Below are 24,280 nucleotides of genomic sequence, written 5' to 3'. Positions count from 1 at the left end.
GCTCGAGCCTGTAGTCTCTCACTCATATCATTTCCCCGGGCGTCAGCACGATACAAAATCAGTACAATTTGCATTTTTTTATTCAAAATATAAGACCCTTTCGTATAATTTAATAAACACTACTAAACCAAATTAACGAGGTCCTTATGTGTAAAGATTATAACATGACTCAAATGTTACGAATGTGATGATTGTTTAAAATGTCCACTTAAAAATTGATGTAGAATCAGTTTTGGATTCATGAAGGCTATTTTGGGTATCGCTCGAATGTCAGTTTGAGAGATAGACAAAGTCAAAAGAGAATTAGGATTTGTCCTTATGGCATTGAATGTAAGGAAAATAGCAGCTCAACGAGCTACACTATTTGAAAAAAAAGAAAACGACAATTACTACATTATTTCATTAGAAATTATCGTTTTTTGTTTAGTTAGAGACATTTATGTCCCGAACTCGTTTTTATATTAAAAAATATAATGACATCAATCAAATTAAAATAAAAAAGTATTTAATTTTTATTGCTTTAACAATAGAATTCATAAACTTTACAATATTTACAATTTTGATTAAATACTATGAAAACAACAATTAAACTGTTCATTTTTAAATTTAAAAATGAACAGTGATAGACAAATAAATATTATTTGTTATGATTATGAAAAGGCTTTAAATAGTAAGACATGTAACGATTAAAATTTAAATAATCGAGGTAATGCTTATGACATTCTATGATTTTATAAATGACTTTGTTAATGACGACACGCCACTTGGTCAACTTGCCTATTTTATAAATAAAGATAAAAATTTCCCTAAACATGCAACTGGGTATCACGAATTATATGCATACTTTAAAACGAATTATAATTATGATGAAATAATGACGTCTGCAAAAAGGGCATTAAGTTTATATTTGAATAACTTAAGCGTTAATTAGCATAAAGATTCATTGTTCATAATACCAATTTCTTATTTTCAGAGCATATTTTATGTCTTCCGTTCTAAAGTTAATTTCGTTATTTCTAATTGAAAAAGGTTCAATGATATCTTGAGCCATCCATGTATTAATAAGTTCTGTAGGTAGGCCATCTAACTCCATGTCACTTTTACTTAGAACAAAACATTCCCAATCGAGAGAAATTTTTGAAGGATTAATATATATACACTCATTAATCTGATTCATAAAAACACTCCTTAACATTGTAAATCCGACGTTAAGTTTTACCCAAGTACAAATAAAATAAAACGACAATTTTATTTTATTTGTCTACTAATTGATGAAAAAATAATAAATGCTTGAAATTTGTTATTTTGAAGTGTTTTAAGCGTATAATTACGATCGTTTGGCTAATAATGAATAATAATATGTATTTGTTGACAATCATTAATATATAAACACAGTACTAAAAGCATGTCATCAACTAATTCATTGGCGAGGTAAATTATTAATCTCGTATACAAATAAAGCACTCATCCAATTTGATGTGGATAAGTGCTTTATTTGTATTCAAAAGCTAACATTTTTGTTTATTGTGCATTTTTTTTGAAGTAAGTTGAGATATGCATTTTTACCACGGTATAATCCCTAAAATACAAGCTACTAAAATCATAAATAAACTAGATCCAACAGCCCATTTTATTACAATACGTTGGTTTTGGCCATATTCTATATCTAGCATACCTACAAGTAAATAACCAGCAGCATATAAAGGACTTAACACATGTAGAGGTTGACCTAGAACTGAAGCTCTGGCCATATCAACTTTGGAAATACCAAATTGTTGCGCAGATTCAGCTAAAATAGGTAATACACCATAATAGAATGGATCATTGGCCATAAAGTATGTAAACGGTCCACTCAAAATTGCCGTGATTAACGCAAAATGATTGCCCATAGCATCTGGTATGATTTGTACCAAAGTATTAGCCATTTCGTTAACCATTTTCGTTCCATTCATTACACCTGTAAATATACCTGAAGCAAAAACAAGACTGATTACAGAAAGTACATCTCCAGCATGTTTTTTTACAACAGAATTTTGAATACTTAAATTAGGATAGTTTAGTAATATTGCAAAGCCAAACCATAACATAAACAAGACTGGTATTGGCATTAAACCGATAACCAGACAGACGATTAATGAAATTGTTAGTATTGCGTTTGGAATAAGCATTTTTGGTCTTTTTAATAAAGATTCTTCTTTTGTATCGGTAGGTTTTATATCATTTAAATCAATATTTGTATTTGATGTAAGATACTTTTTTGAACGCTTTCCAAGTATGTAAGCAACTCCAAAAGCAAATAATATACCAGCAATCATTGCAGGTATGATAGGCACAAAGACCTCTTCAGTTGTTACTTGCAAAGATGAAATCGCACGTGCAGTGGGGCCACCCCAAGGCAACATGTTCATTACACCGATAGATAGAAGCGCCAATGTAGATAAAGTATATAGACTCATGCCAATCTTTTTATAAAGCGGCATCATTGCAGTTACGGTGATGATGAAAGTAGTGGTACCATCACCATCTAGTGCTACCATTGATGCTAAAATTACAGTGCCTATTGCAATTTTTACTGGATCCCCTTTAACGACTTTTATAATTTGATTAATGACTGGTTCGAATAAGCCAGCATCTATCATAACGCCAAAATAAAGTATGGCAAAAGTCAACATAATTCCAGTTGGTGCAACAGTTTCTATACCATCTAACATAAACTTACCTAAACCTGCATAGAAACCACCAATTAAAGCAAAAATGGTAGGTATAACAATTAACGCAGTTAAAGCTGACATTTTACGTGTCATAATTAGTACCATAAAGATGATAATCATAATAAAACCGAGAATTGCTAAGTTCATATATTCAATTTTCCCCCTTTGTTTTTATCATTATATACTTTTCAGATTTTTTTGAAAACAAAATATTACTTTTTTCAAAAAAGTATATATTGAAAAAACACTTCATAACTAAAATAAATAGTTTTGAAGTGCTTACAATTATTAAATATTATAAAATAAATATGTATTCATATAATTAAATGAAAAAATTTATTACATATGACTTCCAAAAAGGGTAACTTAATAGTACTAAAGAAAATAATGATACCAACATAGCGAAAATATTAGCAATACGATCCCCGCGTAGACATGCATATAAATTAATAAGCAGTACACCCAATATAAATAACAGACCAGCTAATATTTGCATGTCTCCTTCTAAAATTTTATTAACTGCTAATAATGGCGTTGCTAATGTAATTAATGACAAGAACAGTGATAATAATGTCGTTGCATATTTCAAATTGTTCAGTCCTCTCTAAGAAATACTTTTATTAATCTAATGTTATAAATGATAGCTTAATAAAATAATATTTGCTTAACAATTTAATTGCAAGTCATTTTTATATATGACATAACATTTATCAAAAGATGATTAACGAAAAGCGCTAAATTTTAGTAGTTACGGAAGCGTCTGTATAGTGAATGAGTAGTATCAAAGACTTGTTTATTCGAATAAAGACATTTCCTCACCATTGAAATAGTAAATCAACCAATGTTCATCAATATAATCTACATCATATTTTCTAGCAAATTTTTCTATTGCAAGTAATTCAAAATTTAAATTGCTAAAAAAGACTTTGCCACTAATATTATTTGATATAAGTGAAGTCATTAGAATTTCAATTTGCTTATCATGGCAGATTTGGAATACATATTTCATTAATTGTTTGGCAATTTGTTCTTTGAGTTCATGGTTATTACCCATAACACACATATTTTCGATTACTGCTTTGTGTGACAGGCTGTAATTTTGATTAAATATAAGTGTTACCGCACCTATCAAAACACTATCTTGAAAGGCGCCAATGACAATTGATTGATTTGAATGAGTAGAAAGTAAATCGTTTAAATTTAGTTCAGCTAAGCATCGATCATTTTGCAATTTCCAAGCAAATACGTCAAGATCTTCATGAATGCCACGTTTTAATAATTTTCTATAGTTAGGTAAATCATCGATTGATAAATAACGTATATTTGTCATTGTATGCCTCCTAAACTTTATAAATCATTTATATAATAGAATAATAAATTTTACCGTCGTATTAAATTTGATTTTAAGGGAAAAAGTATAATTGAGCAATACTATATTTAATTTTATTCAAAAACATGGAATCATTTTTAATTTAAAAAGCAAAAAATATGAAGTTTTTAAGTATTAAATCGCATTTAATTTAATTTTTAAGTAACGCAGTTGGATATGATAATTATGGTATAATATGGTGGATGATATATTATGAGCGGAGGCACGATAAGTGGAATCTTTAATGACTATTATAGTTTCGCTAATTTTGCTTATCTTGATTTCTTTTGCCATATTAATGATTTACATCTGTATCAATTATAAAGATGAAGACAATTAATAAAAAAGAGAAAACAATCAAAAGACATCATGACATAGGCATAATCAGTATTAAAACAACAAAAAACCCCCAAATTCCTAATCGGATTTGGGGGTTTAGTATTATTGTTATTCTACTACTTGTACATTTAAATCTACGTCAATATTACCGCGTGTAGCTTTTGAATATGGACAAAATTCATGTGCATCTTGTAGATATTTTTCAGCATCTTCTTGTGATAAAACGTTCTTAACTTTTGCATCTATTGAAACACTTAATTTAGGGCTTTCAGCCTCAGGGTCATCTTCTAAACGTACAGTTAAAGTGACTTCAGGTTCAGCGCCTCTCACTTTATTTTGTTTAAGAATTAAATCAAATGCACCATTAAAACATGACGCATAACCTGCTGCAAATAATTGTTCAGGGTTAGTGCCTTTTTCAGCATCAGCTTGTGCTGGAGGAATGACTGCTACATCAATTGCTTTATCATCTGTTTGAACGTGACCGTTACGACCACCTGTATTCGTTGCTTTTGTTTCATAATTTACTGCCATTATATTACCTCCTAAATTACTTATATAACGACTATACCCTGTAAATTAAATTTAAATCATATAAAAGGTGAATAGATTTTTATTATTTACTTAAATTATGTTCTTTTAAGATTGTGTTAGTTCTCAGTAATGTTATACAATAATTTTAATGTTGAGTGAAAAGGAAGTTTTTAAAATGTCTGAAGTAAAAATTGCAGTAACCATAGCACCAGAAAATGAAATTTCTCCAACTTTTTTAAACGAATTAGTAAAATATCAAACATCTATCGATATAATAGAATTAAGAGTTGATCAGTGGGCAACACCAAGGGTTGATGACGTAGCTAATGTCATTGATAATTTATATGAGCTAAACTTAAATAAGAAAATTTTAGTTACTTATCGCACACAATCACAAGGCGGTAAAGGTGATTTGTCATTTGATGCGTATATTAAATTACTTGAAAGGATAATTGAAATAGACCACGTGGATATGATTGACGTTGAATTTGAAATTAACCGTCAATCTCATTATATAGAGAACTTGATTAATCAAGCCCATAAAAATGATGTTGAAGTTATATTGTCTTATCATGATTTTCAAAAAACGCCACCACTTGCTCAGTTAAAACAATTGTATTTTAAAATGCATCAAATGAATCCAGATTACTTAAAAGTTGCAGTCATGCCTTATAGTAAAGAAGATGTCTTAAATTTATTATCAGCATTATCAGCAACAGTAGATACAGTGCCGCAACAAGTGATTGGCATTGCTATGTCAAAATTAGGCATCATTTCAAGAACTGCTCAAGGTATTTTTGGTGGTGCAGTATCCTATGGTTGTTTGGATAATCCTAAAGCACCTGGACAGATACAAGTTGAAACTTTGCGCGCGCAATTAAGACTATATCAGTAGTTTGAAAATCTAAACGTACTATCTTATAATTGAAAATAGTTATCAATAGTGAAAGGGCGATATTAGATGGAACTACAAGATGCAATAACTCAACGAAGAAGTATAAAGGTCTTTAGAAGAGATATGAACATAGATGACGATGCTTTATATGAAGCGATACAGCGTGCTACAGATGCACCCAATCATGGCTTGAGAGCACCTTGGAGAGTGGTTCATATCGCAAAAGATAGATTGGGAGAAATGAGTAAACAATTAACTGAAATTGCTTTTCCTAATCTGAGAAAAAAGCAGGAAGATCACTATAAAGTTGCTACCAATTTAGGTGGTATGCTTGCATTAATCGTTAAAGAAGATCCAAGACAAAAAGAAAGTTTAGAGAATAATATGGCATTTGGTGCATTTGCACAAAATCTTATGTTATTACTTTTTGAATCAGGCATAGGTACTTGTTGGAAGTCACCGGCTTATATTTTCAATCCTGAAATACGCAAAATATTTGGTGTGAAAGACGACGAACGTTTAGTTGGATTACTATATTTGACAGATTTGGAAGATTTAGAAAAAATGCCACATCGAGAACGTCAACAAAATCAAGTCATTGATAAGTTTTAAATAAAAGAATTCAGGACATGACTGTCTCTGACTAAAAAGAAAACGATAACTTCTATTGAAATAATGTAGAAATTGTCGTTTTCTTTTTTTTCAAATAGTGTAGCTCGTTGAGCTACTATTTTCCTTACATTCAATGCCATAAGGACAGATTCTAATTCTCTTTTGACTTTGTCTATCTCTCAAACTGACATTTGAGCGAAACCCAAAATAGTCTTCATGAATCCGAAAACTGGTTCTACATCAATTTTTCTTTGACTGTAGATTTGTTTAGTCTCTGGTTCTGAAAGCTACTGATTAATTTGATATTTAAAATACTCCCAATTAAAATGCTTCATTATCTTCTTATTCGTTTTTGAATTGTTTTTCATACATCAATTTTTAAGTGGACATTTGAAACGATCATCACATTCGTAACATTTGAGTCATGTTATTAATTTTACAAAATAAAAACATCATTAATTTATTAGAATTAATGAATTGTTTAAAATGAGCCTTTGCTTTTGTAATTTGATAAATATTCCAAACGATTTTGCATTGTGCTGACGCCCGGGGAAATGATATGAGTGAGAGACTACAGGCTCGAGCCATATCCCCAGGCAAGCATGCACGATCAAAATCGTAATATATTAAATATAAAGAGGACCAATCCATATTAAGGATTGGCCCTCTTATTTTGAGAATGGAGATTTATGTCCCAGTCTCATTTTAATGCTTATTTCAAAATTTTGATTGTTTAAAAGTTAAAGTTATTAGAATCAAGCCAATAATTACTCAAACGTTTCGGCTAGGAATGATTCAACTTGTTCAGGAGATTTAGCATTTGCTGAATGTAAATGTGCTAATTTTTCTCCATTTTTAAAAACTAATAAGCTTGGAATACCCATAACGTCATTTTTAGCCGCTGCATCTTCTAATTCATCGCGGTTTACAGTATACCAGTTATAATTGTTATATTTTTCTACAATTGGGTCAATCCACATGTCCATTGCCTTGCAATCTGGGCACCATCCTGCTTCAAATTTAACGATGACTGGCTCGTCACTTTGTATTGTATTTTTAAATTGATCATTAGTATTAATTGATTCCATAATTAGACTCCTTTATAAAAGATATTATTGTAACCATTATAACCGACAATTTGCAGTTATTAAAAAAATCAGCTTAATAATTAGAGCGTTTTTGTTATAAGTTTGTTATATTAGTGTTAACTAAGCATAGGAGGTCCTGAAAAATGATAAAATTTTACCAATATCCTAATTGTACAACTTGTAAAAAAGCTGCAAAATTTTTACAAGAATATGGGGTGAGTTTTGAACCTATCGATATTGTGCAACATACACCAACTAAAAATGAGTTTAAAGAAATCATTAATGCTACAGGTATTGATATCAATAAACTTTTTAACACGCATGGTGCAAAATATCGTGAATTAGGCCTTAAAGATAAATTAAAAGACCTTTCCGATGAAGAAAAACTAGATTTATTGTCCTCGGATGGCATGTTAGTGAAACGACCACTCGCTGTATTAGGTGATAAAGTAACAGTAGGTTTTAAAGAGGAACAATACAAGGAAACTTGGTTGTAAACCCATTTTCTTTTACAATTCATTTTTACCAACTTTTGAGAATAATAGCTATATGCTTTGAAAAAGTTTTGTGCTATGAATTGTGAAACATGAGAAGTATTGTAAAATCAATTAAATAGTTGATTGTAAGCCTTTCATATGGCATCATGAATATGTAAAAACATTTAGGAGGGGATTCTCGTGGCAGTACCAAGTGAATTAAAATATTCTAAAGAACATGAATGGGTAAAAATTGATGGAAATACAGTGACGATTGGTATCACTGAGTACGCGCAAAGTGAATTAGGTGATATCGTATTCGTTGAATTACCTGAAACTGATGACGATATTGACGAAGGTGAATCTTTTGGTAGTGTTGAATCAGTAAAAACAGTTTCAGAACTTTATGCGCCTGTTTCAGGTAAAGTTGTAGAAACAAATGATGAACTAGAAGATAGTCCAGAATTTGTTAATGAATCACCATATGAAAAAGCATGGATGGTTAAAGTTGAATTAAGTGATGAAAGTCAATTAGACGAGTTAATGTCAGCTGACCAATATTCTGAAATGATCGGTGAATAATATGAAACCAAACTCCACGATACGATATATCATGGAGTTTTTATTTTATCCTATAATGAAAGACTGAATTTCATTTCAATATTCAAGTTGTTTTTGTAGTATAAATTACATTAAAAAGTATCATTAATAATATCATTGCTGATAAATTGATTATTCAATTATTAAGATTATAATAAGAATCTATAATAAATGTTTATGTTAATAATGTCTGGTGTAGAACTAAATATAAAATTGAATTTACTATCACATTTAGAGGTGAATGTCATGGCGATATTAAACCAAGTTATCATTGTCGAAGGGAAAACAGACAAGAAACGGGTGAAGCAAGTGATTGACCAGCCTATTGAAATCATTTGTACTAATGGAACTATGGGGATTGATAAGTTAGATGAAATGATTGAATCATTATACGACAAGCAAGTTTATGTACTTGCAGATGCAGATGATGAAGGTGAAAAGATACGTAAATGGTTTAAAAAATATTTAAGTGAAAGTAAACACATTCACATAGACAAACAATATGGTGAAGTTGCGAGATGCCCTAAAGCCTATTTGTCAAAAGTATTAGCAAAACATGGATTTTTAGTGAAAGATGAAGAAAAAGTAGCGAAAGCAAAATTAGATTATATTGCTGAAAGGGTCAGTTTATTAACATGAATGTACAGAATGAAACGCGTGTTAATGTTTTAGAACACGTAGATAAAGAAAAATATCTAATTTTTGGTTATACACCAACCTGTGGTACATGTAAAGTATCGGAACGAATGTTAGATATTGCAAATGAAATTTTAAAATTACCAATTACTAAAATAGATTTAAATTTCCATCCTGATTTTAGCAAACAATATGAGATACAATCGGTACCGATACTTATGCTTATGTCCAAAGGTGAAGAACAAAAAAGAATTTATGCATTTCAATCAGTGCCTTATTTGTTAGAAAATTTAAAATAATTATTGACGAATCTTTAGTACAATGGTAGGATTATGGATAATTAAATAATGAACTCTTATCACGAGAGGTGGAGGGATGTGCCCTATGAAGCCCGGCAACCGTCTGTAATAGAAATGGTGCCAATTCACATAAAGTAGATAAACTTTAGAAGATGAGAGAAGCGAGTATGCTTTCTCTATTCTTCGGTGAAAAGAGAGAGCATTTTTTAATTGAATGAGCAATACAAGGAGGAAACGGCAATGATTGAACTAAATCAAATCGTTAAGAGATATAAAACGAAAAAACACGATGTGTTAGCAGTAGATCATGTTGATTTAAGCATTCAATCAGGCTCGATTTTTGGTGTGGTTGGTTTTTCAGGCGCAGGTAAAAGTACTTTGATAAGACTTTTAAATCATCTTGAACAACCAACTTCAGGAGACGTCATCATTGATGGAGATACCATAGGGAAATTATCGAAATCAGAATTGAGAAAAAAACGTCAAAAAGTGAGCATGATTTTTCAACATTTTAATCTATTGTGGTCACGTAATGTTTTGAATAATATTACTTTTCCATTAGAAATTGCTGGTGTATCACGCAGTGAAGCAAAAAAACGAGCGATGGAATTAGTGGAATTGGTAGGACTAAAAGGTAGAGAAAATGCCTATCCATCAGAATTATCAGGTGGACAAAAACAGCGTGTGGGTATTGCACGTGCGTTAGCAAATGAGCCTAATGTCTTGCTTTGTGATGAAGCGACAAGTGCATTAGACCCTCAAACAACAGATGAAATTTTAGAATTATTATTAAAAATTAAAGAAGAAAGAAATTTAACAATCGTTATTATCACACATGAAATGCAAGTCATCAGACGCATTTGTGATGAAGTGGCCGTAATGGAAAATGGCCGTGTTATTGAACAAGGAAATGTGTCAACTGTTTTTGAAAATCCTCAACACGAAGTAACAAAACGCTTTGTCAAAGAAGATTTAAATGATGAATTTGACGAATCCATTTCTGAATTGATCAATTTAGATGAAAGTGCTTATGTCGTACGTTTGAATTTTACAGGAAACAATACAACAGAACCATTAGTGTCATACATAACAAAGACACATAATATTGATGTCAATATTCTTGAAGCAAATATTAAACATACTAAAGATGGTGCGCTGGGCTTTTTAGTATTACATTTATTAGATGTAAATTCTGAAAAATTCGAAAAGTTCAAAAATGATTTAGGTGCACAACATGTTTCTGTGGAGGTGTTAAAGCATGGGTAGTTCATTCAGCGAGATTCTACAGGAAATGCTAACAATGCCTAATGTAAGTTGGGACGAGGTTTGGTTAGCTACATATGAAACAATTTATATGACAGTGATATCTACAATATTTGCTTTTATTTTTGGTTTGATACTTGGAGTACTTTTATTTTTATCTGCTAAGAGTCAATCGCCAGTAGCTAGAGTGTTTTACAGTGTTGTATCATTTGTGGTGAATTTATTCAGAGCAATACCATTTATTATTTTAATTTTACTACTCATACCATTTACGAGTTTAGTACTTGGAACGATTAGTGGTCCAACAGGTGCTTTGCCAGCACTAATCATCAGTGCAGCACCATTCTACGCAAGATTAGTGGAAATCGCTTTTAAAGAAATTGACAAGGGTGTTATTGAAGCTGCTTGGTCAATGGGAGCTACAACATGGACAGTAGTTAAAAAAGTGTTGTTACCTGAAGCAATGCCAGCGTTAATATCTGGAATAACTGTAACAGCAATTGCTTTAGTAGGCTCTACTGCAGTAGCTGGTGTGATTGGAGCTGGAGGTTTAGGTAACTTAGCATACTTAACTGGCTTCACACGAAACCAAAACGATGTCATATTCGTTTCTACAATTTTAATCTTAATTATTGTTTTTATCATCCAATTCATTGGAGACCAAGTTACAAATAAAATAGATAAACGTTAAGTTAAAGGGGACAATTATATGAAAAAATTATTTAGTTTAGCTTCAATAATAGCTTTAGCATTAATATTAGCTGCCTGTGGTAATGGCGGTGGAGGTAAAGATAAGACGATTACAGTTGGTGCTTCTCCAGCACCACATGCTGAAATCTTAGAAAAAGCAAAACCGATTTTAAAAGATAAAGGCTATGACTTGAAAATCAAAACGATTAACGATTATACGACACCAAATAAATTATTAGATAAAGGTGAGATAGATGCAAACTTCTTCCAACATACACCATATCTAAATACTGAAAAGAAAGATAAAAATTATAAAATCGAATCAGCAGGCAATGTACATTTAGAGCCTATGGCCGTCTATTCAAAGAAATATAAAAGCTTAAAAGAATTACCAAAAGGCGCTACTGTTTATGTTTCAAATAACCCTGCAGAAGAAGGTCGTTTCTTAAAATTCTTCTCTGATGCAGGATTAATCAAAATTAAAAAAGGTGTTAAAACTGAAGATGCTAAATTTGATGATATCGTAGAAAATAAAAAAGATATCAAATTTAACAATAAACAATCAGCAGAATATCTACCTAAGATTTATCAAAAAGAAGATGCAGACGCAGTAATTATTAATTCAAACTTTGCAATTGATCAAAAGTTAAGTCCTAAAAACGATTCTATTGTTTTAGAAAAAGCAAAAGATAATCCATACGCTAATTTGATTGGTGTCAAAGAAGGTCATAAAGACGATGAAAAAATCAAGGCATTAATGGATGCATTACAGTCTAAAGAAATTAAAGATTATATCAATAAAAAATATGACGGTGCAGTAGTACCAGCAAAATAATATTAATTCCGATAAAGAATCCTTTAACTACAACGGTTATAGGGTTCTTTTTATTTGTTTAAAATTAGAAAAAGGGCATAAAAATTAGCAGTGTGTGGAATATGACATATAAAAATACGAATGGTTTAGGATATATTAACTTGGTTGCATATGCTCAAATTTGTTCATGATTTTGTCATCAACAAGTGTAATATGCAATTGTTTAGTGAGGTCTTACTCGATGATTTTAATAGTCTAAAGGATTGATAATTGTTTTTTGAGATGAGTTATATTTATTTACTTTGCTTATAAGATGATTTTAAATTGAAAAATTACATATTTGAATTTCACATTTTTATGGCGTAAAATTAAATTATGTTTGAGTGTTTTGCTTTAAAGCACGAAAATATTGATGGTGTTTTTCGATACCACAATATCATTCAAACTGTAATAGGGAGAACTTAAAATTGGGCGTACGTTAAATTAGAATGTAGGATGCGCCATTATATATAGGCATTCATCATATATCATTTCGCTATTGATATATAAGTATGAATGTAAAATAGCCCGGATGTGGTATGGATTTGTAACTAAACTACTTAGTTATAGCAACGAATCATTACCATTCCGGGCTTTAATATTTTTGATAAAGGCAAAATCAAATATTATATAGTGATTGTATTGTCAAAATACTTAGTTAAGCTTCTGATAAATATACAATCCTATTTTTATATGGTTTATACATAGAAAAATTAAAAATCATCGCTTGTAATATGCCCTAGTTTGTAGCTAATAAAGTAGCCTGAAATTACTGTAATAAAAGAAATAATCCAAGTGAAAACATCGCTTGGCAAACCAGGAAATACTGCATATAGTGACCCTACAACAAAACCAATGATAAGTGCATAGGTTAAATAAGTATAATGGTTTAAAAGGTATTGAATCAATTTACTAGAAAATAAGAAACCACAAATAATCCCAATACCTACGACTATTAAGATTGATACAGCTTTAAAATTTAAAGACATAAATTCTGAAATTGAAAACATTATAGTACCATATACACCAAATACTAATAACATAAAGGATCCTGAAATGCCTGGTAGTAACATTGCACTAGAAGCACAAACACCTGCAATAAAATATTTAATAATAAGACCAGTTGATAATTCAAGTGTTTCTCCTGCATGTTTATCACCATTATTTAACAAGGTGATCACTACAATAATAATAATACCAAGTAAAACAAGTAAATAGTGAGAAGTTTGAAATGTTTGTTTAACTCTTGCTGTATTTAATAAATAGGGTATGATGCCTGCTATTAGTCCAACAAATAAAAACATGGTTGGTACAGTATGTTCACTTAAAAGATAATTAATTACTTTGCTCAATAAGCCAATAGCAATGATCATTCCTAATCCAATAGGAATCAAGAATTTTAAGCTTTCCCAAAACCTCTTTGAAAATATACCACTAATAGACCGTATAAAATCATCATAAATACCCAGAAGTAAAGCTATAGTACCGCCACTTACACCGGGTACTAAATCGGAAGTACCCATTGCAAATCCTTTCCATAGATTTGACCACTTAATTTTTGACATACCAAAATCCTTTCTATCTAAAATATATTGAAAATGATAGCACAATTTGTCTTATAACTATATTAAAACAAAAGTTAAAATGAATGAATGATTATAGAATATGCTTTGCTTATAATAAATGATATAGGAATAAATGAGTTGAGAACATCACATCTTATATTATCAGTTAAAGAATTTATTAATGTACTATCAAAAATCATTGTATTTTGATAACAATTTTAATTTAACACTTGAAAAGGTTTATATTCCAACACAACTGCGTTATAATTAGAAGGTGTAACAAGGGCTCAGTCTTTTGACTGTAGATTAAAATTATTATAAACTGGATAGGAAAAACATATCATATAATACGGAGGGAATATGTATGCCATCAACATTAGAAATTAAAGACCTACATGTGTCTATTGAAGGTAAAGAGATTCTTAAAGGTGTTAATCTAACAATTAACACAGGAGAAATACATGCAGTAATGGGACCTAATGGTACAGGTAAATCAACATTATCATCTGCAATCATGGGACACCCAAGCTATGAAGTAACACAAGGTGAGGTACTATTAGACGGCGTCAACATTTTAGAACTAGATGTTGATGATCGTGCCAAAGCTGGATTATTCCTAGCAATGCAATATCCATCAGAAATCACTGGTGTAACGAATGCTGACTTTATGCGTTCAGCGATAAACGCTAAACGTGAAGAAGGCGAAGAAATTAATTTAATGCAATTCATTAAAAAGTTAGACAAAGAAATGGACTTTTTAGATATTGATCAAGATATGGCACAACGTTATTTAAACGAAGGATTTTCAGGTGGGGAGAAAAAACGTAATGAAATTCTTCAATTAATGATGTTAGAACCTAAATTTGCTATTTTAGATGAAATTGACTCAGGGTTAGATATTGATGCATTAAAAGTAGTTTCAAAAGGTATCAATCAAATGCGTGGAGAAACGTTTGGGTCATTAATCATTACGCACTATCAACGACTATTAAATTATATTACACCTGATCATGTACACGTTATGTATGGTGGAAAAATTGTTACTTCAGGAGGACCTGAATTAGCGAAACGCCTTGAAGAAGAAGGTTATGAATGGGTTAAAGAAGAGTTTAATGCTGCAGAATAAGTCTTAATTCATATGAAAAATAATATTATAGATGAAGATTTAGGTTTTGATTTATACCGATGAGTTAAATCATACAATCATCAAATGGGAGGAAAAAAGTATGACGACTGAAACTTTGAACATTTCTGAAGCTCAACTTGTTGAATATTCACAAGCCCATAATGAACCTTCTTGGTTAACTGAATTACGTAAAGAAGCGTTGCAATTAACTGAAACTTTAGAAATGCCAAAACCAGATAAAACAAAAATCACGAGATGGGACTTTGATTCATTTAAGCAACATGAAACAACAGGTAACTTATATGAATCATTAGAAGAATTACCAAGTGAAGTTAGAGAGATTATTGATGTTGAAAACACTGAGAATTTGGTTATCCAACATAATAATACATTAGCGTTCACGAAAGTTTCTGATTCAGCTCAAAATGATGGCGTTGTCGTTGAAGGCCTAGCAGAAGCTTTAATCAACCATCCTGATTTAGTAAAAAAATATTTCATGAATGAAACTGTTACAGTTGATGAACATAGATTGACAGCACTACATACTGCATTACTTAATGGTGGCGTATTCGTATATGTTCCCAAAAATGTAGTGGTTGAACACCCAATCCAATATGTAGTATTACACGATGATGAAAATGCAAGTTTCTTCAACCATGTCATTATTGCAACTGAAGAAAGTGCTGAAGTAACTTACGTTGAAAACTATTTATCAATCGCAAGTGGAGAAGGTAACCAACTTAATATTGTTTCAGAAGTAAGTGCTGGTGCTAATTCAAAAATCACATACGGTTCAGTAGATTATTTAGATAAAGGTTTCACCGGCCACATTATTCGCCGTGGTGTTACTGAAGCAGATGCTACTATAAATTGGGCGTTAGGTTTAATGAACGAAGGTAGTCAAATCATTGATAATACAACTAATTTAATTGGTGACCGTTCTGAAAGTGAACTCAAATCAGTGGTTGTAGGTACTGGTAGTCAGAAAATTAATTTAACTTCTAAAATTGTGCAATATGGTAAGGAAACAAATGGCTACATCTTAAAACACGGTGTAATGTTAGAAGGCGCGCAAACAGTATTTAATGGTATCGGCTATATTAAACATGGTGGTACGAAATCTATTGCGAACCAAGAATCTCGTGTCCTTATGCTTTCTGAAAAAGCACGCGGTGACGCGAACCCTATCTTACTTATCGATGAAGATGATGTAGAGGCTGGACATGCCGCATCCGTTGGCCGTGTTGACCCTGAACAATTATATTATTTAATGAGCCGTGGTATTTCTCGTCAAGAAGCTGAACGTCTTGTTATTCATGGTTTCTTAGATCCAGTTGTACGTGAATTGCCAATTGAAGATGTTCAACGTAAATTACGTGAAGTAATCGAATTAAAAGTTAATAAATAATAAACAATAAATACAATTGAATCCGCAGCAAAATAATTTTAAGAGAATGTGATTGAACATTATTATAAAATGCTCAGATTAAATAAATTAATATAAGTTAGTTTGTTGCATTTCTTAAATTGCTACGGTTTCTTTATTGATTTTTTAAATTAAGAAAGGTCTGTGGATAATTTGACCCAATCACTAAATGTTAACGAAATATTAAAAGACTTTCCAATTCTTAATCAAAAAGTTAACAATAATCGCCTTGCTTATTTAGATACAACTGCTACTAGTCAAACACCAACACAAGTCATTGATGTTATAGCTGATTATTATAAACGTTATAACTCTAACGTACATCGTGGTGTACACACACTTGGATCATTAGCAACTGATGGTTATGAAAGTGCACGTGAAACAGTCAGACGTTTCATTAATGCAAAATATTTTGAAGAAATTATCTTCACACGTGGAACGACAGCTTCCATTAACATGGTTGCACATAGTTATGGAGATGCGAATATTTCTGAAGGTGATGAGATTGTAGTCACTGAAATGGAACATCATGCTAATATAGTGCCTTGGCAACAATTAGCGAAACGCAAGCGTGCATCTTTAAAGTTCATTCCAATGACAGATGAAGGTGAACTTACAATTGAAAATATAAAAGCGACAATTAATGATAATACAAAAATTGTTGCTATCACGCATGTTTCAAATGTACTAGGTACAATTAATGACATTAAGGCTATCACAGACATTGCGCATGAACATGGTGCTATCGTGAGTGTGGACGGTGCACAAGCAGCGCCACACATGGATTTAGACATGCAATCATTAGATGTTGATTTTTATAGTTTTAGTGGTCATAAAATGTTAGGGCCTACAGGTATCGGTGTACTTTATGGTAAACGCGCTTTATTGGATGAAATGGAACCGGTCGAATTTGGTGGGGATATGATTGATTTCGTTGAAAAATATGATGCTTCATGGGCTGATTTACCTACGAAATTTGAAGCTGGTACGCCATTAATTGCACAAGCGATTGGTTTAGCTGAAGCAATCCGCTATATTGAAAATCTAGGTTTTGATGCAATACAAGCACATGAACATGAATTGACGACGTATGCTTACGATAAGATGTCTGAAATAGAAGGTATTGAAATATATGGTCCACCAAAAGACAGACGTGCTGGTGTTATCACTTTCAATATGACTGACGTTCATGCACATGATGTAGCGACTGCAGTTGATACAGAAGGTGTTGCTGTTAGAGCAGGGCATCACTGTGCACAACCGTTGATGAAATGGTTAAATCAATCATCAACTGCACGTGCAAGTTTCTATATTTATAATACTAAAGAAGATATTGATCAGTTAGTACAATCCTTGAATCAAACGAAGGAGTTTTTCTCATATGAATTTTAATAATTTAAACCAGTTGTATCGTTCAGTCATTATGGATCATTATAAAAACCCTAGAAATAAAGGGAGTTTAGATACTGGTGCAATGACAGTAGATATGAATAATCCAACTTGTGGGGATCGCATCAATCTTACGTTTGATATTGAAAATGGTTTTATCAAAGATGCTAAATTTGATGGAGAAGGTTGTTCAATTTCAATGTCAAGTGCTTCTATGATGACAGAGGCAGTAAAAGGTCACTCTTTAGCTGAAGCAATGCAAATGAGTCAAGAATTCACAAAAATGATGCTTGGTGAAGATTATGAAATCAGTGAAGCAATGGGGGATATAGAAGCGCTACAAGGCGTTTCTCAATTCCCAGCTAGAATTAAATGTGCTACTTTGGCTTGGAAAGCTTTAGAAAAAGGTACAGTTGAAAAAGAAGGAAATACAGAAGACTAATCCATGTTGATACGTTGACATTGTGTAAATTTCCATTCACACTAGACATAACATCATGATTACGATGTAACTACAAATGAAGTTATCTTGACGCGAGTCGTTTTAATATATAAAAGGAGTGATTTAAATGGCTAAAAAAGCACCTGATGTGGGCAATTACCAATATGGTTTCCATGATGAAGATGTTTCCATTTTTAGATCAGAACGCGGTTTAACAGAAAATATCGTCCGTGAAATTTCAAATATGAAAGAAGAACCAGAATGGATGCTTAATTATAGATTGAAAGCATTAAAACAATTCTACAAAATGCCAATGCCTCAATGGGGTGGTGATTTATCAGAATTGAATTTTGATGATATCACTTATTATGTTAAGCCATCAGAACAAACTGAACGTTCATGGGATGAAGTACCAGAAGAAATCAAACGTACATTTGATAAATTAGGTATTCCTGAAGCAGAACAAAAATACCTTGCTGGTGTTTCAGCTCAATATGAATCAGAAGTTGTTTATCACAATATGGAAAAAGAACTAGAAGATAAAGGCATTGTCTTTAAAGATACAGACACTGCATTAAAAGAAAACGAAGAATTATTTAAACAATATTTCTCAACAGTTGTACCAGCTGGAGATAACAAATTCTCAGCACTTAATTCAGCTGTTTGGTCTGGTGGATCATTCATTTATATACCAAAAAATATCAAACTAGATACGCCTTTACAAGCGTATTTCCGCATTAACTCTGAAAACATGGGACAATTTGAACGTACACTAATCATTGCAGATGAAGGTGCTTCAGTTAACTATGTAGAAGGTTGTACTGCACCAGTTTATACAACAAGTTCACTACACTCAGCTGTGGTTGAAATTATCGTCCACAAAGATGCCCATGTGCGTTATACTACAATTCAAAACTGGGCTAATAACGTTTATAACTTAGTTACAAAACGTACATTAGTGCATGAGAATGGTAATATGGAATGGGTTGACGGTAACTTAGGTTCTAAATTAACAATGAAATATCCTAACTGTGTGCTTATGGGTGAAGGTGCTAAAGGTAGTACGCTATCAATTGCATTCGCTGGTAAAGGACAAGTTCAAGATGCTGGTGCAAAAATGATTCATAAAGCACCTAACACTTCATCTACGATTGTATCTAAATCTATTTCAAAAGATGGCGGTAAAGTTATTTATCGTGGTATCGTACACTTTGGCCGTAAAGCTAAAGGTGCACGTTCTAACATTGAATGTGATACGTTAATTTTAGATAATGAATCTACTTCAGATACAATTCCATATAATGAAGTATTTAATGATAATATTTCATTGGAACATGAAGCAAAAGTATCAAAAGTTTCTGAAGAGCAATTATTCTATTTAATGAGTCGTGGTATTTCAGAAGAAGAAGCTACAGAAATGATTGTTATGGGCTTCATTGAACCATTTACAAAAGAGCTTCCAATGGAATATGCTGTTGAAATGAATCGTCTTATCAAATTTGAAATGGAAGGCAGTATTGGATAGCTGTAAGTACTGTCACTGAGCTATTTTACTTGTGGATAAGTGTCTAATGATACCATTTTGATACCATTTTATTTTTGAAAATTCTCGAAAACAGCGATAGCATCGTGTTTTTTCTGGGTATATAAATGGCTATAAGTTTGCATTGTTTCTGTTATTTGAGAGTGACGCATTAAAGATTGTAAGACAAAAATATCTACACCGCTGTTGGCTAAATAAGATGCGTATGAGTGTCTTAAAGTATGAACATCATATTGTGGAAATACTTCTTTATATTTCTTTTGTAAGTGCTTATAGTGCTTAGGTTCCATTCCACCAAATATAAAATAAGAAGTTTCATCAAAATATTTATATTTTACTTTTTCTCGTTCGTATCTATTAGCTAACATTTGGTTTATGAAACTTGGTAATGGTACAATGTCTTCAGAAGATTCATTTTTGGCACGATTATAAATTTCTCTATTTGAGGTATCCATCGTTTTATTGATGGATATCTCTTTTTTATATTTGTTGTAATCCTCCCAAGTTAAAGCCATAGCTTCTCCCACACGTAAACCCGTATAAAACATTAAATAAAGCAACTCTCTATAATCATCTTCTTTAATATTATTTATCTTATCTTCAAACTCCTCTCTTAACATATATTTAGGTTTAGGTTTCACTCTAGGAATAGGTGTAATTGAAATAGTTGGATCTATACGCAAACCAAAATGTTTTTTTGCGTGATTAATAACAACTTTAAAACTAGACCATATCGCTCTTGCTGTATTTGGACTATTTACGGCACTCATTAAATATGTTCTGAATTCTTGGCATTGGTTTTGTTTAATTTGATTCATTTTAATATGACCGAATTTATCTTTAATATGTTTGTTATATTCATTTACTTTTCTTCGGCGTGTCTTTTTTCTCAAGTCCGTGTGTTCTAAATAATGATTAAATACATAATCAAACGTATTAGAATCACTGTAACCCGTCTCTATTTCTGTTAGAAAATTTGCTTCTGCTGATTTAGCTTCACGTTTTGTATTGAAACCACGTTTCACTTTCCGTTTGTTATTACCATATACATCTTTATAACGAGTGGAAAAATACCATTTATTTGTATTATCATCTTTATATATCGGCATATTTATCAATTCCTCCTAAAAAAGATAAAAAATAATAAGGGTAGGCGAGCTACCCGTAAAATTATTCTTCAATTTTTGCATTATATTCATCTACTAATTCATTATATCGTTCATCTGAAATGTTAGGATCATCCATTTTTTCATTGATTGCATCTATTTCACTTTCTTTTTGCGATTCTTCTCTCTCCATTGCAGCTTCATTTTCTTCAAGTTGTCTATTAGCTTCTTCTGGGTCAATTAAACCTGCATCTCCATTCGGTATACCTGTGTAACCATTTTCTTTGGCTACTTTTGCGTTTGCCTCCATTTTTTCTTGGTCGGTAGGTTCCTGTTGAATAGGGGCTTGCTGTTGTTGTGTTTGGTTAGGTTGTTCTTCTGTATTTACATTTTCATTATCTGCTACTTGTTCAGAACTTTTATCATCTGTTTTAGATTTTTCTTCATCTGATTTCTTATTGTCTTTTTTATCATCATCTGACTTCTTATCTTCTTTCTTTTTATCTTTGCTAGATGATTTTGTTTCTTTCTTATCTTCCGACTTACTTTCTTCTTGTCCACATGCTGCTAATACCAAGAAACTTGCTAATATTAAAAATAAAACCTTTTTCACTTCACATTCTCCTTAATAATAAATTTTATATAAAAGCGCCACTAAGGACGCTAGTATTAATATGTTTTTTTGACTTGCGACAACACGACCAATAATTTTTCTTCACCTAACATATCGTATATGCAAATTTACAAATTTAACAATTGTTTTTTCTTTAAATCAAATTCTTCTTGCGTTATTGCTTCCATATCTAAAAGTTCTTTTAATTGTTTGATTTGCTCTAAGTTATCATTTTTATTTTCAGTTTGAGAAGGTTTTTCTTTTGGTTCTTGCATTTTATCATTTACATAAGCTATAAAATCATCCAATTCAGAATCATTTATCCATTTCATATTAACTTTATTACCACTGGAATAAAAAGACAAAGTATTCCCAGTAAATTTTTTACTTAATTCAAATGTACTTATTTTATTATAATCAAAATTTTCTAAATCATAACCACTGAATCTTTTAGCGTAAAAAATAATGCGTTTATTCGTTGCTACTAAAACGCCATTTTTAATTGTTTCTTGTCCTAACGTTTTAGTTTCATAAGTTCCAAATATACTATATTGTATTTCTTCATTTTCATTTAGTACTGTTTCTTTAACTAATGATAAGTTTTTTGTTTTTTTAGCCATAATATATTACTCCTTTTAATCTAAATTTTTAAATTCAAATACTTGTAACGGTTCAAACTTGATTACGTATCCTTTGTAATAGGTGGATAAACCATATTTCTTTTTATAAAACTCAATCACTTTAATTATGTACTCTTCGCTTAACTCGACATATTCTGCCAACTCGTGTAAGTTACTTATTCCATAATGATATGCTTCTATAATTAAACGTAATGGTAGGGCAGCTTGATAACCATGTCTTACTGCGTAATTTTCAAATTTACGGTTAATCCATTTAGACTGGTCAAGTATATTCCCATATGTCTTTTCATGATGACCTAATTCTTCAAATAACACTTCTGCTTTTCTAATGTCAGATATGTTATTTTTTATAAAAATTTCTCCATTTATATAACAACCGGGTTGAAAACTAGGTAAGCGACTGGTTTCTTTAATTTCTACATTTTCGTTTGCCATACATAAATCTTCGTATAACCCCATACAAAAACCCCTTACTTATCTCTATTCTTAACCCATTCTATGAATTTATTAACTTCTTCTATTTCATCTTCTGTTAAGCCATCTTTATCAAAATGTGCTGCGATTGTGTCTTGTTCTGGTTGTTCTTGTTCATTTTCTTCAAACCCAAGTAAATATTCAGTACTAATATGAAGTGCTTTAGCAAAATCTTCTGCACGATTCAAAGGGAACTCTCTAGTTAAATTTAAATAACGTGATACAGCGGATTTAGCCATTCCCACACGACGAGCCAATTCACTAAGTGACATGTTTTGTTCTTTTAATGTTGTTTTAATTACCGTGATTATTTCATCATTTGTTCTCATTTTTAGTATCTCCCGAATAATTTATTTGTTCTCTTAAGTGAACATCTTGATTATAACACCGTTCCCAAAAGAATACAATATATAGGAAGAAAAAACTTTTTTGAGTAAAAAAATAACAAAAGTGTTGACCAACGAGAACGAAGCGTGTTAAGTTATATACAGTTCTCAAACGAGAACGATTGGAGGTGACAATATGATACTGAATCTCAAGCGATTGAGAGCCGAAAGAATTGCTTGTGGAATTACGCAAGATGAGATGGCTCACAAAATGGGGTGGAAAACAAGAACACCTTATGCCAAAAGAGAAAACGGATTTGTAGATATCGGTGCAAATGAGTTTATAAAAATGGCTAAAATATTAGGTTACGAAACTAATAACTTAGATATTTTTTTTACACATAACGTTCCCGATAGAGAACAAAATAAAAACAAGGAGGTAAATTAATTGAATGAATTACAACTCAGTGATGACTTAACAACTATCGAAACAGAAATTAAAAGTTATCAAAACATTGCAGGTCAATCCATATTTGAAATTGGTCGAAGATTAAAACATGTGAAAGAGAACGATCTTGTACATGGTGAATTTGGTAAATGGCTTGAAAATGTAGGAATGCACAAACAACAAGCTCAGAGGTTCATAAAAATAGCAGAAGAGTTTCGAAGTTCAAATACAACACCGGTGTTGCATTTAGGAATTAAAGCATTATACCAATTAGCAACTATGCCTGAAGAACAACGCAATCACGTTATAGAAAACGGTATCGAAACCGAAAATGGTAACAAGTCAATAGATGAAGCGACAACTAGAGAATTAGAAAAATACAAAAAACAACTCAAACAACGCGACGAAGAAAAATCCCAACTAGAATCCCAACTAGAACAAGCACAACGTTCTGAATCAATTGCACGTAAACAGTTAGAAGAGGCAGAGGATAGAGATCCGGAAGTGATTGAGAAATACATGGAGCCAGAGGATTATCAAAGCATTAAAAATATGAATGAACATTTACAAAGTGAACGTGAGTATTACAAAAAGCAAGCAGATGATTTTAGAAATGAAGTTAGAGATATTATGAATCAGCCAAATGAAACTACTGAATTCACTGGAAAAGATGACAACAAAGATTACACACCAATTTTTATTCATTTGTTAAAACCTGTAGAAAAGTTTATCGATCATTACAACCATCATATAAATAAAGAAAATGCATTAAATGAAATAGAAAAAATAAAAAAAATATTAAAGGAGCAATAGATT

General features: G+C 31.4%; 29 protein-coding genes, 2 pseudogenes and 1 riboswitch. Of the genes and pseudogenes, 18 read left to right on the top strand and 13 right to left on the bottom strand.

The genetic code is table 11. The features are described from left to right. Window positions 1-231: 231 nt before the first annotated feature. Both CD032_RS13650 and CD032_RS06840 read left to right on the top strand, forming a co-directional pair. Window positions 232-402: pseudogene (locus tag CD032_RS13650) on the top strand (IS5/IS1182 family transposase); the annotation flags it as partial. 313 nt (window positions 403-715) lie between these two features. Next, window positions 716-931: a sterile alpha motif-like domain-containing protein gene (locus CD032_RS06840; RefSeq protein ID WP_019467654.1), complete on the top strand. Its 216-nt coding sequence runs from the start codon at window positions 716-718 to the stop codon at window positions 929-931. A gap of 9 nt (window positions 932-940) precedes the next feature. Here the strand turns inward: CD032_RS06840 and CD032_RS06835 are convergent, their stop codons facing one another. The 5 genes from CD032_RS06835 to CD032_RS06815 all read right to left on the bottom strand — a co-directional run bounded on the left by CD032_RS06835 (window position 941) and on the right by CD032_RS06815 (window position 4,953). Then, window positions 941-1,177 carry a hypothetical protein gene (locus CD032_RS06835; RefSeq protein WP_019467655.1) on the bottom strand — a complete coding sequence of 79 codons (237 nt, stop codon included), beginning with the start codon at window positions 1,175-1,177 and terminating at the stop codon, window positions 941-943. Window positions 1,178-1,562: 385 nt separating this feature from the next. Continuing rightward, entirely contained in the window at window positions 1,563-2,858 is a 1,296-nt protein-coding gene (locus CD032_RS06830) for a CitMHS family transporter (RefSeq protein WP_019467656.1), read from the bottom strand. Between the two features lie 175 nt (window positions 2,859-3,033). Beyond that, window positions 3,034-3,300: a hypothetical protein gene (locus CD032_RS06825; protein ID WP_019467657.1), complete on the bottom strand. Its 267-nt coding sequence runs from the start codon at window positions 3,298-3,300 to the stop codon at window positions 3,034-3,036. A gap of 204 nt (window positions 3,301-3,504) precedes the next feature. Continuing rightward, window positions 3,505-4,041, bottom strand: a complete 537-nt coding sequence (locus tag CD032_RS06820; RefSeq protein ID WP_103211328.1) for a GNAT family N-acetyltransferase — start codon at window positions 4,039-4,041, stop codon at window positions 3,505-3,507. Between the two features lie 486 nt (window positions 4,042-4,527). Then, entirely contained in the window at window positions 4,528-4,953 is a 426-nt protein-coding gene (locus CD032_RS06815) for an organic hydroperoxide resistance protein (RefSeq protein WP_040030180.1), read from the bottom strand. A 175-nt stretch (window positions 4,954-5,128) separates the two neighbouring features. Between CD032_RS06815 and aroD the strand changes: the two genes are divergently transcribed. After that, window positions 5,129-5,848, top strand: coding sequence for a type I 3-dehydroquinate dehydratase (gene aroD, locus CD032_RS06810; RefSeq protein ID WP_064264622.1), 720 nt, complete (start codon window positions 5,129-5,131; stop codon window positions 5,846-5,848). 66 nt (window positions 5,849-5,914) lie between these two features. Next, window positions 5,915-6,460 carry a nitroreductase family protein gene (locus CD032_RS06805; protein ID WP_019467661.1) on the top strand — a complete coding sequence of 182 codons (546 nt, stop codon included), beginning with the start codon at window positions 5,915-5,917 and terminating at the stop codon, window positions 6,458-6,460. Here CD032_RS06805 and CD032_RS06800 read toward each other — a convergent pair. Then, a pseudogene (locus CD032_RS06800) lies at window positions 6,457-6,879 on the bottom strand (transposase); the annotation flags it as partial. The gene CD032_RS06805 and the pseudogene CD032_RS06800 overlap by 4 nt on opposite strands. A 348-nt stretch (window positions 6,880-7,227) precedes the next feature. Then, the gene (locus tag CD032_RS06790; RefSeq protein WP_019469773.1) at window positions 7,228-7,548 is read right to left on the bottom strand and encodes a thioredoxin family protein; all 321 of its coding nucleotides are present in this window, start codon (window positions 7,546-7,548) and stop codon (window positions 7,228-7,230) included. A gap of 143 nt (window positions 7,549-7,691) precedes the next feature. Here CD032_RS06790 and CD032_RS06785 point away from each other — a divergent pair, with 143 nt between their 5' ends. The 7 genes from CD032_RS06785 (at window position 7,692) to CD032_RS06755 (ending at window position 12,347) form a co-directional block, all read left to right on the top strand. Continuing rightward, a complete protein-coding gene (locus tag CD032_RS06785) occupies window positions 7,692-8,045 on the top strand; it encodes an arsenate reductase family protein (protein WP_040030177.1) in 354 nt (117 codons plus the stop codon). Window positions 8,046-8,225: 180 nt separating this feature from the next. Continuing rightward, window positions 8,226-8,606, top strand: coding sequence for a glycine cleavage system protein GcvH (gene gcvH / locus CD032_RS06780; RefSeq protein WP_019469771.1), 381 nt, complete (start codon window positions 8,226-8,228; stop codon window positions 8,604-8,606). Between the two features lie 264 nt (window positions 8,607-8,870). Further along, complete coding sequence (locus CD032_RS06775; protein ID WP_019469770.1) at window positions 8,871-9,263, top strand: toprim domain-containing protein; 393 nt, start codon at window positions 8,871-8,873, stop codon at window positions 9,261-9,263. Beyond that, entirely contained in the window at window positions 9,260-9,559 is a 300-nt protein-coding gene (locus CD032_RS06770; RefSeq protein ID WP_019469769.1) for a thioredoxin family protein, read from the top strand. The genes CD032_RS06775 and CD032_RS06770 overlap by 4 nt, the downstream gene beginning before the upstream one ends. Before the next feature lie 53 nt (window positions 9,560-9,612). Further along, window positions 9,613-9,718: riboswitch (SAM riboswitch) on the top strand. Window positions 9,719-9,799: 81 nt separating this feature from the next. Then, complete coding sequence (locus CD032_RS06765) at window positions 9,800-10,825, top strand: methionine ABC transporter ATP-binding protein (RefSeq protein WP_019469768.1); 1,026 nt, start codon at window positions 9,800-9,802, stop codon at window positions 10,823-10,825. Beyond that, a complete protein-coding gene (locus tag CD032_RS06760; RefSeq protein ID WP_019469767.1) occupies window positions 10,818-11,513 on the top strand; it encodes a methionine ABC transporter permease in 696 nt (231 codons plus the stop codon). Before CD032_RS06765 ends, CD032_RS06760 begins: the two co-directional genes overlap by 8 nt. Window positions 11,514-11,531: 18 nt before the next feature. Then, window positions 11,532-12,347 carry a MetQ/NlpA family ABC transporter substrate-binding protein gene (locus tag CD032_RS06755; protein WP_040030175.1) on the top strand — a complete coding sequence of 272 codons (816 nt, stop codon included), beginning with the start codon at window positions 11,532-11,534 and terminating at the stop codon, window positions 12,345-12,347. A 731-nt stretch (window positions 12,348-13,078) separates the two neighbouring features. Here CD032_RS06755 and popT read toward each other — a convergent pair. Next, window positions 13,079-13,930 (bottom strand): polyprenyl-phosphate transporter PopT, encoded by an 852-nt coding sequence (gene popT / locus CD032_RS06750; protein ID WP_019469765.1) that lies wholly within the window; start codon window positions 13,928-13,930, stop codon window positions 13,079-13,081. 364 nt (window positions 13,931-14,294) lie between these two features. On the opposite strand from popT, the gene sufC reads away from it, so the two are divergent. From sufC to sufB, 5 genes are all read left to right on the top strand, one after another. Next, the gene (sufC, locus tag CD032_RS06745) at window positions 14,295-15,056 is read left to right on the top strand and encodes a Fe-S cluster assembly ATPase SufC (protein WP_103211327.1); all 762 of its coding nucleotides are present in this window, start codon (window positions 14,295-14,297) and stop codon (window positions 15,054-15,056) included. 100 nt (window positions 15,057-15,156) lie between these two features. After that, a complete protein-coding gene (gene sufD / locus CD032_RS06740) occupies window positions 15,157-16,464 on the top strand; it encodes a Fe-S cluster assembly protein SufD (RefSeq protein ID WP_040030174.1) in 1,308 nt (435 codons plus the stop codon). Window positions 16,465-16,635: 171 nt separating this feature from the next. Next, complete coding sequence (locus CD032_RS06735; protein ID WP_019469762.1) at window positions 16,636-17,874, top strand: cysteine desulfurase; 1,239 nt, start codon at window positions 16,636-16,638, stop codon at window positions 17,872-17,874. Next, on the top strand, window positions 17,864-18,313 hold the full coding sequence (gene sufU / locus CD032_RS06730; RefSeq protein WP_019469761.1) for a Fe-S cluster assembly sulfur transfer protein SufU: 450 nt from the start codon (window positions 17,864-17,866) through the stop codon (window positions 18,311-18,313). Before CD032_RS06735 ends, sufU begins: the two co-directional genes overlap by 11 nt. A gap of 127 nt (window positions 18,314-18,440) precedes the next feature. After that, window positions 18,441-19,838, top strand: a complete 1,398-nt coding sequence (gene sufB / locus CD032_RS06725) for a Fe-S cluster assembly protein SufB (protein WP_019469760.1) — start codon at window positions 18,441-18,443, stop codon at window positions 19,836-19,838. Between the two features lie 68 nt (window positions 19,839-19,906). Here sufB and CD032_RS06720 read toward each other — a convergent pair whose 3' ends face one another. From CD032_RS06720 to CD032_RS06700, 5 genes are all read right to left on the bottom strand, one after another. Further along, window positions 19,907-20,965 carry a site-specific integrase gene (locus CD032_RS06720; RefSeq protein ID WP_019469759.1) on the bottom strand — a complete coding sequence of 353 codons (1,059 nt, stop codon included), beginning with the start codon at window positions 20,963-20,965 and terminating at the stop codon, window positions 19,907-19,909. A 61-nt stretch (window positions 20,966-21,026) separates the two neighbouring features. Beyond that, the gene (locus CD032_RS06715; protein ID WP_174890065.1) at window positions 21,027-21,575 is read right to left on the bottom strand and encodes a hypothetical protein; all 549 of its coding nucleotides are present in this window, start codon (window positions 21,573-21,575) and stop codon (window positions 21,027-21,029) included. Window positions 21,576-21,703: 128 nt separating this feature from the next. Continuing rightward, window positions 21,704-22,195 (bottom strand): PH domain-containing protein, encoded by a 492-nt coding sequence (locus CD032_RS06710; protein WP_103211326.1) that lies wholly within the window; start codon window positions 22,193-22,195, stop codon window positions 21,704-21,706. Window positions 22,196-22,210: 15 nt separating this feature from the next. Then, the gene (locus CD032_RS06705; RefSeq protein ID WP_103211325.1) at window positions 22,211-22,675 is read right to left on the bottom strand and encodes an ImmA/IrrE family metallo-endopeptidase; all 465 of its coding nucleotides are present in this window, start codon (window positions 22,673-22,675) and stop codon (window positions 22,211-22,213) included. A gap of 11 nt (window positions 22,676-22,686) precedes the next feature. Further along, the gene (locus CD032_RS06700) at window positions 22,687-23,019 is read right to left on the bottom strand and encodes a helix-turn-helix domain-containing protein (protein ID WP_103211324.1); all 333 of its coding nucleotides are present in this window, start codon (window positions 23,017-23,019) and stop codon (window positions 22,687-22,689) included. Between the two features lie 193 nt (window positions 23,020-23,212). Between CD032_RS06700 and CD032_RS06695 the strand changes: the two genes are divergently transcribed. Both CD032_RS06695 and CD032_RS06690 read left to right on the top strand, forming a co-directional pair. Beyond that, a complete protein-coding gene (locus CD032_RS06695; protein ID WP_069795256.1) occupies window positions 23,213-23,464 on the top strand; it encodes a helix-turn-helix domain-containing protein in 252 nt (83 codons plus the stop codon). Continuing rightward, on the top strand, window positions 23,465-24,277 hold the full coding sequence (locus tag CD032_RS06690; protein WP_103211323.1) for a DUF3102 domain-containing protein: 813 nt from the start codon (window positions 23,465-23,467) through the stop codon (window positions 24,275-24,277). It begins immediately after the preceding gene. Window positions 24,278-24,280 lie beyond the last annotated feature (3 nt).

The organism is Staphylococcus cohnii subsp. cohnii (assembly GCF_002902365.1).
GTDB lineage: Bacteria > Bacillota > Bacilli > Staphylococcales > Staphylococcaceae > Staphylococcus > Staphylococcus cohnii.
This window is presented reverse-complemented; position numbering and strand designations above follow the sequence as displayed.